This window comes from Paludisphaera soli, assembly GCF_011064595.1.
GTDB lineage: Bacteria > Planctomycetota > Planctomycetia > Isosphaerales > Isosphaeraceae > Paludisphaera > Paludisphaera soli.
The window spans coordinates 120,419-132,811 of sequence record NZ_JAALJI010000013.1 but is presented as its reverse complement, the minus strand read 5'-3'; the positions used below and the strand labels follow the sequence as shown (position 1 = coordinate 132,811).

The 12,393-nt window shown below is 69.8% G+C and carries 10 protein-coding genes and 1 tRNA gene; 6 read left to right on the top strand and 5 right to left on the bottom strand.

The features are described 5' to 3' along the window. Window positions 1-10: 10 nt before the first annotated feature. From G6O68_RS17435 to G6O68_RS17425, 3 genes are all read right to left on the bottom strand, one after another. The gene (locus G6O68_RS17435; protein ID WP_165249904.1) at window positions 11-376 is read right to left on the bottom strand and encodes a 4a-hydroxytetrahydrobiopterin dehydratase; all 366 of its coding nucleotides are present in this window, start codon (window positions 374-376) and stop codon (window positions 11-13) included. A gap of 73 nt (window positions 377-449) precedes the next feature. Then, window positions 450-1,256: a 3-methyl-2-oxobutanoate hydroxymethyltransferase gene (gene panB, locus G6O68_RS17430; protein ID WP_165249903.1), complete on the bottom strand. Its 807-nt coding sequence runs from the start codon at window positions 1,254-1,256 to the stop codon at window positions 450-452. Beyond that, a complete protein-coding gene (locus G6O68_RS17425; RefSeq protein WP_165249902.1) occupies window positions 1,246-2,772 on the bottom strand; it encodes a glycosyltransferase family 39 protein in 1,527 nt (508 codons plus the stop codon). Before G6O68_RS17425 ends, panB begins: the two co-directional genes overlap by 11 nt. Window positions 2,773-2,957: 185 nt before the next feature. Between G6O68_RS17425 and G6O68_RS17420 the strand changes: the two genes are divergently transcribed. After that, window positions 2,958-3,392: a CBS domain-containing protein gene (locus G6O68_RS17420; RefSeq protein WP_165249901.1), complete on the top strand. Its 435-nt coding sequence runs from the start codon at window positions 2,958-2,960 to the stop codon at window positions 3,390-3,392. Window positions 3,393-3,403: 11 nt separating this feature from the next. Here the strand turns inward: G6O68_RS17420 and malQ are convergent, their stop codons facing one another. Beyond that, the gene (gene malQ / locus G6O68_RS17415; protein ID WP_165249900.1) at window positions 3,404-5,026 is read right to left on the bottom strand and encodes a 4-alpha-glucanotransferase; all 1,623 of its coding nucleotides are present in this window, start codon (window positions 5,024-5,026) and stop codon (window positions 3,404-3,406) included. A 66-nt stretch (window positions 5,027-5,092) separates the two neighbouring features. Beyond that, on the bottom strand, window positions 5,093-5,899 hold the full coding sequence (locus G6O68_RS17410) for an alpha/beta fold hydrolase (RefSeq protein WP_165249899.1): 807 nt from the start codon (window positions 5,897-5,899) through the stop codon (window positions 5,093-5,095). A gap of 206 nt (window positions 5,900-6,105) precedes the next feature. On the opposite strand from G6O68_RS17410, the gene G6O68_RS17405 reads away from it, so the two are divergent. The 5 genes from G6O68_RS17405 (at window position 6,106) to G6O68_RS17385 (ending at window position 12,375) form a co-directional block, all read left to right on the top strand. Further along, window positions 6,106-6,178: transfer RNA gene (locus tag G6O68_RS17405), tRNA-Glu, on the top strand. 207 nt (window positions 6,179-6,385) lie between these two features. Further along, on the top strand, window positions 6,386-7,930 hold the full coding sequence (locus G6O68_RS17400) for a hypothetical protein (protein ID WP_165249898.1): 1,545 nt from the start codon (window positions 6,386-6,388) through the stop codon (window positions 7,928-7,930). A 189-nt stretch (window positions 7,931-8,119) separates the two neighbouring features. Beyond that, entirely contained in the window at window positions 8,120-8,731 is a 612-nt protein-coding gene (rsfS, locus tag G6O68_RS17395; protein WP_165249897.1) for a ribosome silencing factor, read from the top strand. Window positions 8,732-8,786: 55 nt separating this feature from the next. After that, a complete protein-coding gene (argS, locus tag G6O68_RS17390; RefSeq protein ID WP_165249896.1) occupies window positions 8,787-10,505 on the top strand; it encodes an arginine--tRNA ligase in 1,719 nt (572 codons plus the stop codon). A gap of 37 nt (window positions 10,506-10,542) precedes the next feature. Then, a complete protein-coding gene (locus G6O68_RS17385; RefSeq protein WP_165249895.1) occupies window positions 10,543-12,375 on the top strand; it encodes a beta-propeller fold lactonase family protein in 1,833 nt (610 codons plus the stop codon). Window positions 12,376-12,393: the final 18 nt, after the last annotated feature.

Below are 12,393 nucleotides of genomic sequence, written 5' to 3'. Positions count from 1 at the left end.
CGGGACTCCATCAGGCCCGCTTCAGTTCGATCGGAATCTCGTCGATCTTGGCCGCGAGGATGAAGTCGTTCTCGGTGAGGCCGCCGATCGCGTGCGTGGTGATCTCGATCGCGACGTTGCGATAGCCTTCCAGGTGGAGGTCCGGGTGGTGGCCCTCTTCCTCGGCCAGCTCGCCCACCTTCTCGAAGAAGGCGAGGCCGGCGACGAAGCTTCGGACCTTCCATTCCCGACGGATCCGCTTGCCGTCGCCGGCGAGATTCCAGCCTGGCACGACTCGCAAGAGGGCCTGGGACTCCTCCGCCGTCAGCGGCGGGACGCCTCCTTCGCAGGGGACGCACTTCCTTGAGGTGAGTTCGGTCGACGTGGGGCTGCTCATGATCGTTCTCCGGGGAGGACGGTTCCGGGCGAAGGTCCAGGGCTTGCGAAGCCCGCGCCGGTCGTCGAGCGACTCAGCGAAAACTCTCGGATTCGCCGGGGAAATCCCCCGATCGCACGTCCTCGACGTAGCGTCCGGCGGCCTGCTTCATCGCATCGCCTAGCTCGGAGTAGCGTCGGGCGAACTTGGGACGGAAGCCTTCGAGCAGGCCGAGCATGTCGTGGACGACCAGGACCTGGCCGTCGCAATCCGCCCCCGCGCCGATGCCGATGGTCGGGATCGGCACCTCCGCCGTGATCGTGGCGGCGAGCGACGCCGGCACGCATTCCAGCACCATCGCGAAGGCGCCGGCCTCGACGACCGCCTGGGCGTCGGCCCGGATCACGTCGGCCTCGCGCTGGACCTTGTAGCCGCCGAATTTCCGGACCGACTGAGGCGTCAGCCCGACGTGGCCCATGACCGGGATCTCGGCGTCGACGACCGCGCGGATCGTCGCGGCGGTCCGCCGCCCCCCCTCCAGCTTCACGGCCTGGCAGCGCGTCTCCTTCAGGATGCGGCCGGCCGACCGGATCGCCTGGGCTCGCGAGGCCTGATAGGAGAGGAACGGCAGGTCGGCCACGACGAAGGCCCGACGCGCGGCGCGGGCGACCATCTCGGCGTGATAGACGATCTGATCGAGCGTCACGCCCAGGGTCGTCTCCCGGCCCTGAACCGTCGTGCCCAGGGAGTCGCCTACCAGCAGGCAGTCGACCCCGGCGGCGTCGAACCAGCGGGCCGTGGGATGGTCGTACGCGGTGAGGACCGAGATCTTCCGGCCTTGCTTCTTCCAGGCGTCGAAATCGAGGATCGTGACGGGACGCTCGCGGTCGTCAGTCGGCATGGCCGGGAGGCTCTCCGGGGGCGAGTTCGGCCAATAGGACTTCGGGCCGGTCGATCACGACTTTGTAACGATGCCGGATCGCGTGGTGCAAGTCCAGTCGCGAGAGGTCGTCCGACTCCGCTCCCACGTCCGCAAACCAGCGGGCGCCCTTGGTTCGATAGAATTCGACGAGCTCGATCGGCGTTAGCGCGCGCGCCTCCTCGCCCCACTCCGAGGCCGCCCGGGTGGCCGCGGCGAAGGTGTACTCCATCCGGCAGCCCCGCCGGTCGGCGCGATACAGGAGGGCCTCCGGGGCGACGACCAGCCCGTCCCGCGTCGTGGATTCGGCGACCGCGCGGCCCGCCGCCTCGATCGTCTCCCACTCCTCGGGGACGCGCCAGGTCGTCTCCGACAGGTAGAGCGAGAGCCCGGCGAGCGCCGCCGCCGCTGCGAAGGCCGCCCCGGGACGCCACGCGTCGAGCCGACGCCAGGCCAGCCCCAGCCCGGCCGCCGTCGCCGGGGCGAGGCAGAGCCAGTAATACTCGTGATGCAACTTCCCCGCGAGCAGCGCCATGCTGGCCGTCGCAAGTCCGGCCCAGGTCCACCAGAGGGCCGTACCTCGACCCTGGCCGCCGCCCGTCTTCAGCCCCCAGATCGCGCCGATGAAGCCCAATGGGGTGAAGGCCCGGACGACGAGAAAGCGCAGGATGTATCGCCAGGTCTCGACCGATGCCAGCGCGCCGAGGCCGATCAGCCCGAGCCAGATGTCTCGGTTCTCGGCCGAGGCCCGCGATCCTCCCGCCGTGGCCGCCAGCCGGCCCGCCCAGGCGTACCAGGCCAGGATCGGCAGGAGCGTCGAGGTGCACAGGACGAGGCTCCTCCAATCGCGCCTCGGCGCGACTGCCAGGAAGGCGACTACCAGGATGTAGGCCGCGGTGACCTTGGCAGCCAGGCCGGCGGCCAGCAGCAGCCATCCCAGCCCCAGCAGCCGGCGGCAGCCGCCACGCCCCGCCGCGAGGTCCCAGCACGCCAGCCCGGCGGTGCACGCCCCGATCATCAGGGCGTCGGGCTGGAAGGCTCTCCCATAGCGAATCGTGATCGGCAGCATCGAGAAGGCCGCGGCCGCCGCCAGCGCCGCGGACTCGCCGTGACGGCGACGGAGCAGGGCGTAGACGCCCCAGGCCGCCAGGGTCGCCGCCGCCGCCGAGGCCAGCCTGCCGCAAACGTCGAGAGGCAGCCCCGTCAACCCCCGGACGCCGACCGTCAGCGCCTGATAGATCGGCGGCTCCACGAGGAAGTAGTTGGGGAACGGGCCCGTGTCGAGCTGGGGGTGCAGGAACCCCGAGCCGCGATCGAGGTTTCGGGCTACCATGGCCGTCGGCGTCTGCCGGCCGACGTAGTTCTCCACGATCGGCTGCCCGGGATGGAGCGAGCGCAGCACGAGCCCCGCGAGCAGGACCAGCGCCAGCCGAGCCGCCTCGGCTCGCCGGGTCGACGGCGGAGTCGACTCTCGTATCGTGCCAGGATCAATCGTCATGTCCTTCGCCGCCTCGCCTTCCCGGTCGGTGAAAAGCCTCTCATTCGACGAAAGCGGGCGAAATCCGGTTGCGTCGCCCGGATCCGCGCGTCACGATACGGGCGATCCCTTCTCGATCCTCAGCCGAGGCCGCGGGCCCCTCACCTCTCCGCGCCAGGCTCACGAAACCACGTCAGGAGGTCGCCATGCTTGTCAGCGAGATTCTCGACCTGAAGGGCCGTCGGGTGGTGACGATCGACTCCGAGGCGACCGTCAAGGAAGCCGCCGCGAAGCTGGTCCAGAACGACGTCGGCTCCCTCCCGGTCCTCGACGCCGACGGCCGTCTCATCGGCGTCCTCTCGGAACGCGACGTCCTCCGCCTGGTGCACCACCGCGGCGAGGAGTTCGGTCGTCTCCGGGTCTCGGACGTGATGACGTGCAACCCGGTCACCTGCCGCGTCGACGACTCGGTCGACGAGGTCATGGGCCTGATGAGCGAGCGGCGCATCGCCAAGGTCCCCGTCGTCGAGGAGGACTCGCTCGTCGGCGTGGTCTCGGTCGGCGACGTCATCAAGCTCATGTACGACAAGGTCGCCTCGGAGAACCGACATCTGATGTCCTACATCCACGGGGATCTTTAAACAGGTCGCCCTCAACCTCGGCCGGGGTCCGCGTCGTGGACGTCTCCCGACGCGGATTCGGGCTTCAGCTCGGGAGGCAGCTTGCCGGCCGACTTCCGGTGCAGGTCGTGGCCTTCGGGGAGCGCGCCGTTCCACCGCCCGTAGAGGGCCGTCAGGTCGGCGAGGCGGTCCACCTCGGCCGGCGTGGGCCGTTCCGGACGCATCCGCCAACCCCAGTTCCCCTCGCCGCGCCCGGGCACGTTCATGCGCGCCCGGCTGTCGAGCCCGAGGACGTCCTGCATGGGCGCCACGGCGATGTCTCCCACGGAACTCATCGCCAGCCGGATCAGGTCCCAGCCGAACTCCTTGCCGTCGCTGCCGACGAACCGCAGCGCGAACAGCCGCTCCTCCTCGATCTCCTCGATCGACTGCGTGGTCTCGACGTGCTGGTTCGAGATCCAGCCGTAGCTCGTGTCGTTGTCGTGCGTGCCCGTGTAGACGACGCAGTTGGGGACGTGCCGGAACGGCAGGTGCTTCTCGGCCTCCGGATCGGCCGCGAAGCCGAACTGGAGCACGCGCATCCCCGGCAGGTCGAATTCGTCGCGGAGCGCCTCCACCGGCGGGGTGATGACTCCCAGGTCCTCGGCGATGAACGGCAGCTCGGGGAACTCCTGCCGCAGGGCGTGGAAGAGCGCCGGCCCGGGCCCGAGGACCCACCGGCCGTTCTCGGCCGTCTCGGCGCCGCCCGGCACCTCCCAGTAGGCTTCGAAGCCCCGGAAGTGGTCGATGCGGATCAGGTCCACCTGCTTCAGCAACGCCCCGATGCGCCGGGTCCACCAGGCGTAGCCTTCGGCCGCGTGGGCGTCCCAGTTGTAGAGCGGGTTGCCCCAGAGCTGCCCGGTCTCGCTGAAGTAGTCGGGGGGCACGCCAGCGACGTAGGTCGGTCGGCCGTCGGTCCCGAGGAAGAACAGGTCGGGACGCGCCCACACGTCGGCGCTGTCGTGGGCGACGAAGATCGGGATGTCGCCGATCAGCTTCACGTCGTTCTTGCGGCAGGTCTCGCGAAGCGCCTTCCACTGCTGGTAGAACACGAACTGGACGAACTCGTGGAACCGGATCGCCTCGGCGGCCTCGCGCTCGAACGCCTCCAGAGCCTCGGGGCGCCGCGAGACCAGCTCGGGCTCCCACGAGAACCAGGCGGTGCCGCCGCGGGCCTCCTTGATCGCCATGAACAGGGCGTAGTCCTGGAGCCAGTGCTTCTCCTCGACTAGGAAGCGATGGAAGTCCGCGTCGCCCGCCGAGAACCGGCCGAACGCCTTCGCCAGCAGCCCGTTCTTGACCGCGACGGCCTCCAGGAAATCCACCTCCTCCAAGGGCTCGGCAGGCGGGGGGAGGTCCGATTCCTCCAGCCAGCCCTTCGCGACCAGGCCTTCGGGGCTGATCAGCAGCGGGTTGCCCGCGAACGACGAGTGGGACTGGTAGGGCGAGTTGCCGGCCCCGGTCGGGCCGAGGGGGAGCGTCTGCCACCAGCGCTGGCCGGCCTCGGCGAGGAAGGCGACGAATTTGTGCGCCTCGGGCCCGATGTCGCCGACGCCGAACCGGCCCGGCAAGGAGGTCGGATGCAGGAGGATGCCGCTTGACCTGGGATATCGCATTCTCGACCTCGTGAAGATCCTCGACTCGATCGCCGCCTTCGCGTCCGCCCCGGCCTGGGCCGGGAATCAGCGAGTCGTCTGCAGGAACCGTTCCAGCTCATCTCGGAAATCGGCCTTGTTCTCGATGTGCGGCATATGCCCCACGCCCGGAAGCACTTGCAACCGCGCCCCGGGTATCCCCTCGGCAAGCTCCCGGGCCACGGAGGGAGGGTTGACGAGGTCGAACTCCCCCACCAGCACCAGGCTAGGGGCCGTGATCCGGCCGATCCGGTCGCGCGCGTCGTGGCCGGCGGCCGCGCGGGCCTGTCGGGTGAACGCGGCCACGTCCTGGGGCCATTCATTACGCTCGGCGAACCGGACGAGCCCCTGGATCTGCTCGGGATGATCGTAGAACGACGGCGCCACGAGCCAGGGGAGCGTCCCCTGCGAGAACCGGACGACGTCGGGGCCGCACGACTCGCGGAGTCGGATCCAGGACTCGATCACGGCCTGGCGCCAGGCGTTCGCCCCGGCGTGGGTCGAGACCAAGGTCAGCGATCTCACCAGGTCGGGACGCCGGATCGCGGCCTCCTGGGCGATCAGCCCGCCCAGGGATTGCCCGACCAGGTGCGCCGAAGCGATCCCCAATGCGTCGAGCCACTCGGCCACGTCGTCGGCCATGTCGGCCGTGGTGTACGGGGTGTCGGCCCGCCAACTCCGTCCCGCATCGCGGGAATCGAAGGCCAGGGTCCGCCAGGACCGGGCGAAGTGTCGCTGAGCCAGGCTGAACGCGCGGTGATCCCCCCCCAGCCCGCTCAAGAACACGAGGACCTCGTCGGCATCCCCCGCCTGCTCGTAATAGAAATCGCGATCGTTCAGCGAGATGGTCGGCATCGGCGGTCCGCGGCGCGGTTGGTTCGTTCGAAAAGAAATTCCGCGAGCGGCCCGCCCGCGTCCGGCGCACCTAGCCTAAAACGAACCGGCCTCCGATTGAAGGCGGCGGGGCGATCTTCGCTGAGATTCAGCCCGAGATCGACCGCGAATTTCACCGGACCCTTGACGCGGGCCCGTCCTGGATTATGATTGATCACGTCATCGCCGCCCCCATCGTCTAGCGGCCTAGGATACTTGGTTCTCAGCCAAGGGACCGGGGTTCGAGTCCCCGTGGGGGTGCTGCCGAGTGAAAGCGACGCCCAACCGGGCGTCGTTTTTTCATGCGCCTCGCCCGCTTCCTGGCCCTCCCCTCCGCCATTTCCATTTCACTCGCCCCCTCGCCCCATTCCTTAGGTCTCCCTATGATTCCCGCGGGGACGCCGCGAGGTCGCGGATCATCTGAGGTGCCGAGCCGCGCCGGCCCGGAGCAGCGCCCGGAGGCCCGTCGTGGATGAGAGTTTGTTACGATCGATCACCCACCTTGCCGAGCGCCTGCTTTCCGATGCGGGGCGGGACGAGGTCCTTCGGGAGGATCTTCGAACTCTGGCCCGAGCGATCCTCGAGGCGACGGAAACGGCCGAGGTCCAGGCCCCCGTCGCCGAGGCACCGCCCGAGCCCGAGGCGGCCGAGACGGTCGTCGCGAGCCCGTCGTGTCCGCCGGAACCCGTCCGACCGCCCGATGTCCCGCTCCCCGAATTGACGCTGGGACGCTCCCCCTCGCCACAACCCCGCCTGGAGGTCGCCGCGGCCCCCTCCGCTCCTTCGACGACCTCGGACGAGGACCTCGCCGGGATCGAGGCCCGCTGCCGCCTGAAGGCCGAAGGTCTGCGATGGGCGGCAATGCGCCGGCGACGGATCGAGGAGGGGGCCGATTTCACCTTCGAGATCGCCCCCAGGGACCGGGAGATCCTCGACCGGGCCCGGGGCATCGATTGCTTTCTTTGGATGAACACGCCCGACTTCAGCGTCCCACGCATCCCCACGCTGCACGAGGACGCCGCCGGCTGCTTCGACGCGGTCGCGGACGGGGTCTCCCTGGTGCGCGGGATGCTGCCCGACGTGGAAGCGAACCGAAGGTTTTTCGAGCCGGCGCTCGACCTGCTGGCCGAGGCTCAGTCCGCGCTCCGTGTCGCGATCGAGCGGATCGACGGCCGCAAGGATCCCGACCAGTTCGCGGCCTACGACTGGCTCCGCGGAGTGGCGGCGCGGGAGCAGATCTACATCCGTCGCTACATGAGGCTCGACGACCCGGCCTCGCCGTCCTCCCATCCTCGCGTCCAGGTCCGAATCGAGGAGCTGGACGCCGGCATGCAAGACGTGCTCCGGCAGGGGAAGAAGCGCAAGTCGTTGATCAGCCGGCTTCGTTACCACGCGCGGAGGATCGACGCGGACCAGGGCGACGCCCACGACTGGAATAAGATCCTGGCGACGATCGTCGACCTGATCGACGCGGGCGAGCCTCCCAGCAGCGTGGAGATCCGCGAGACCCTGCTGCCGATCCTCGACCGCATGCCCGATCTCGGCGAGCCGCCGAAAAGCCTGGGGATGGTCCTTCGCGAGGTCGACCGCTACCTGGCGGCCCGCCGGCCGGACTCGGCTCCCGAGGTGCCCGAGGCCCCGACCGCCGAGGTCGCCGAGGCGGCCCGACTGCTCGCCGGCAAGGCCGTGGTGATCATCGGCGGGGCTCGGAGGCCCGAGGCCCACGCCGCGCTCAAGTCCGCACTGGGCCTCTCCGACCTGATCTGGATCGAGACCCGCGAGCACGAGTCGATCGAGCGATTCGAGCCCTCGGTCGCCCGTCCCGACGTGGCCCTGGTGATCCTGGCGATCCGCTGGTCCAGCCACTCCTTCGGCGAGGTGAAGACCTTCTGCGACGACTACGCCAAGCCGCTGCTCCGACTGCCGGGGGGATACAACCCGAACCAGGTCGCCCGACAGATCCTCCAGCAGTGCAGCGACCGCCTGCAAGACGGCCCGTCACCTGCAAGTTGAGACGGTCCCGGTGGTCAGGCGGGGTCCCCTTCGATTAAGCTGGATGGACGGCCCCGCGAGGATCGCGGCCTCGGGCCTCGCCCTCGCATGACCAGCGACCAGGTCCGCGGCCCCGCCGCGAGCGGCGCGTTCGACGAAACCAGCGGTTCGCCGAGAGAGGCCCGGACCGCACCTCTTCAGGAAGCCGGAATGTCTGAGAATCTCCCCGCGTCGGAAACCCCGGAGCCCTCGGCGCCGACGGCCCGCACCCGCGCGATCAAGACGCGCTCCATCCGCGAGGCCCAGGACGCGACCGTCCCCGAGGCGGTCGAGCGCCGGAACCCGGACCGGCTGGCCCGCGCCCTCGCCCACGCCAGGCTCGCCGCGCGAATCGCCGACGACAACCGGGCCAAGGACATCCAGATCCTGGACCTCCGCAAGGCGACCCCCCTGCTCGACTACTTCGTGATCGCCACGGCGACCTCGCGCCGCCAGGCGAACTCCATCGCCATCGAGATCGACGCCGAGATGAAGAAGCTTGGCGAGCTGAAGCTCGGCATGGAGGGCTCCGAGGAAGGCCGCTGGATCCTCATCGACTACGGCGATTTCGTCGTCCACCTGTTCTCGGGCGACGGCCGGACCTACTACGCGCTCGAGGAGATCTGGGGCGACGCGCCGCAGGTCCCCTGGCGCGACGACGCCCCCCCCGCACCGATCGAGAGCCTCCCCGACCCCTCGCCGACGCCGGCCGACCACGCGCCCGATGACGCTGATGAGGAGGAGGAAGTCGACGAGCCCGAGGCCGACGAACCGTCGGCCTGACCCGCCGGCCCCACGACTCGCTGATGGCACTGGTATTCCTCGCGGACCACGCTTCATGAACGTTCTCAATCGACTGCGGGCCGCCTTCGGCGCCGTGACGCCCGAGGGGGGGGATCCGCAGGTCTTCCGGGCCGCCGTCCGCGCGACGGCCGACCCCAAGTTCGGCGACTATCAGGCCAACGGCTGCATGGCCCTGGCGAAAGCCCTTCAGCAGAACCCGCGCGAGTTGGCCTCGGCCGTGCGCGAGGCCGTGGACCTGGAGCCGACGGCCGGCAAGCCCGAGATCGCCGGCCCCGGCTTCCTCAACGTCCGCCTGCACGACGAGTGGGTCGCCGAGCAGCTGTCCGTCCTGCTGAACGACCCGGCGCACGGACTCACGCCGCCCGAGTCGCCCCGCACGGTCGTCATCGACTTCTCCTCGCCCAACGTGGCCAAGCCCATGCACGTCGGCCACATCCGGTCGACCGTCATCGGCGACAGCCTGGCCCGGATCTTCGAGGCCTTGGGCCACAAGGTCGTCCGCGACAACCACCTGGGCGACTGGGGCTCCCAGTTCGGCATGATCCTCTGGGGCTGGAAGAACCATCGCGACGACGACGCCTACGCGACCGACCCGGTCGCCGAGCTGTCCCGCCTCTACCGACTGGCCCAGGCCCGCATCAAGGCCGGCGAGAAAGAGGTCGAGGAGGCCGCCCGAGCCGAGACCGCCAAGCTCCACGCCGGCGACGCCGAGAACCGCGAGCTGTGGACGCGGTTCATGCCGTTCTGCCTCAAGGCCCTCCAGACGATCTACGACCGGCTCGGCGTCCGGTTCGACGTCGAGCTGGGCGAGAGCTTTTACGATCCCATGCTCGCCGAGGTCGTCGCCGATCTGGAGGCGAAAGGGCTCGCGGAGGAGAGCGAGGGGGCCACGGTCGCCTTCGTCGCCGGCATGAAGGCCCCGTTCATCATCCGCAAGCGCGACGGCGCCTACAATTACGGGACGACCGACCTGGCGACGATCCGCTACCGCGGGCAGACCTGGGACCCCGATCAGGTGCTCTACGTCGTGGACAGCCGCCAGGGCGACCACTTCAAGCAGCTCTTCGACGTCGCGCGACGCTGGGGATACGACGGCGCGGCGCTGGAGCACGTCGCCTTCGGCACGATCCTGGGCGCCGATCGCAAGCCTTTCAAGACCCGCGACGGCGACGTCGTGGGCCTGGAATCGCTGCTCGACGAGGCGGTGGCCGAGGCCCGCAAGATCGTCGACGCCAACAGCCCGGGCATCGACCCCGAGACTCGCGGGCGGATCGCCGAGATCGTCGGCCTGGGCGCCATCAAGTACGCCGACCTCTCGCAGAACCGGCTGAGCGACTACGTCTTCGACTGGTCGAAGATGCTCGCCATGAACGGCAACACCGCGACCTACCTCCAGTACGCCTACGCCCGGATCCAGAGCATCTTCCGGCGCGGCGAGATCCGCCCGGAGCAGGTCCGCGAACGACGACCTCCGTTGATCCTGACCCACCCCGCCGAGCGCGGGCTGGGGGTCCGCCTGCTCCGCCTCCCCGAGGTCCTGGAGCTGGCCGCCCTGGAGCTGAAGCCCAACATCCTGACCGATTACCTCTTCGATCTGGCGAGCGCGTACAGCACGTTCTTCGAGGACTGCCCCGTCCTGAAGGCCGAGTCGGCCGAGCGACGGGACAGCCGCCTGGCCCTCTGCGACCTGACGGCCCAGACGCTGAAGTTCGGCCTGGGCCTGCTCGGAATCGACGTCGTCGACCAGATGTGAACCCCGCCCTGCGCCCCGCGCGACGGAGTCCCGACTCATGAGCTCGATCGGCCGCAAGACGCTCGCAACCCTGCTCGCCGCCTTCCTGGCGACGTCCGCCGGACACCCGACCCTCGGAGACGACGCGGAAGCCGTCCCGCACCGCTCGCCCGTCGCGCTCGCCCTGTCCGCGGACGGGACCCGGCTGCTGACGGCCAACCAGACCGCCGGTACGGTCAGCCTCCTCGACACGTCCTCGCGGAAGGTGCTGGCCGAGGCCGCCGTGGGCGAGAAGCCCGCCGGCGTGGCCTTCGCGCCCGACGGCCGTCGCGCGGCGGTCGCCAACTGGTACGGCTACGAGCTGGCTGTCCTGGCGATCGAGGGCGACCAGGTCCGCGTCGCCGGCCGGGTCGAGGTCGGCCCCGAGCCCCGGGGCGTCGTGATCGCCGCCGACGGCAAGACCGCCTACGTCGCCGTCGGGGTCACCGACGAGGTCGCGCGGGTGGACCTGGACGCCCTGGAAGTCACCGGCCGGCTCGCCGTCGGCCGCGAACCCAGGGGGCTGGCCCTCGCCCCGGACGGCAAGACGCTGGTGGTCGGCAACACCCGGTCCCGCAGCGTCGCCGTCGTCGACCTCGAGTCCTTCAAGGTGGCCAAGACCGTCGACGTCTCCGGGGAGAACCTCCGGCAGTTGACGGTCGCGGCCGACGGCCGCTACGCGTATCTCGCCAACATGAAGGACCGCCAGTTCGCCACGACCCGGAACAACATCGACCAGGGCTGGGTCGTCGGTCAGCGCCTGACCCGCATCGACCTGAAAGAGCCCGAGCCCTACGCGACGATCTCATTGGACGTGCGCGGACTGGCCGCCGCCGACGCCCACGGCGTCGCGATCAACGCCGACGGCTCCCTGATCGTCGTCGGCCTGGGCGGGACCCACGAGATCATGATCTTCCGGGCGGCCCCCAAACGCCTCCCCTGGCGCGTCGACGGCTCGCGCGACCTGATCCAGGCCGAATTGCAGAACTCCGAGGGGGACCGCTTCCGCCGGGTCGCCCTCGGCGGCCGGCCGACCGAACTGGCGTTCGCGCCGGACGGCAAGACCCTCTACGTCGCCAACTACCTGTCGGACTCCGTCCAGGTCGTCGACGCCGAGGCCGCGAAGCTCGTCGCCGAGATCCCGCTGGGCTCGCCGTCGACCGTCTCTCTGGCTCGCCAGGGGGAGATCCTCTTCCACGACGCGACGCGATCGTTCAACCAGTGGTACAGCTGCAACACCTGCCACAGCGACGGCCACACCAATGGTCTCCACTTCGACACGCTCAACGACGGCCGGCAGGACCTCCGCAACACCCACGAACGCAGCCGCAAGAAGGTCCCCACCCTGCGCCGGGTGGCCCATACAGCCCCCTGGACCTGGCACGGCTGGCAGACCAGCCTCGAAGAAGCCACGATCGAATCGTTCACCAAGAGCATGCAGGGGACGAAGCCGACCGACGAGGAAGCCCGCGCGGTGGTCGCCTATCTCGAAAGCCTAGAATTCCCCCGCAACCCTTACACCCGCCCCGACGGCTCCCTGACCCCCGAGGCCGAGCGCGGCAAGGCCGTGTTCGCGTCGGCCCGGGCCTCGTGCAACACCTGCCACCGCGGCCCCGAGTTCACCGACGGCAAGGTCCACGTCGTCGGCCTGGAAGAGCCGGACGACGCCTACGAGGGCTACAACCCCCCCTCGCTCCGCGGCGTGTACGACAAGGACCCGTACCTGCACGACGCCCGCTCCCCGACCCTGCGCGACGCCCTCACCGGCCCGCACAGCCCGGAGGCGGTCGGCGGCGAGGCCCTCAGCGAGCAGGAGCTTTCGGACCTGATCGCGTACCTCAAGAGCCTCTGATCCCGGCGGTGCGCGGTT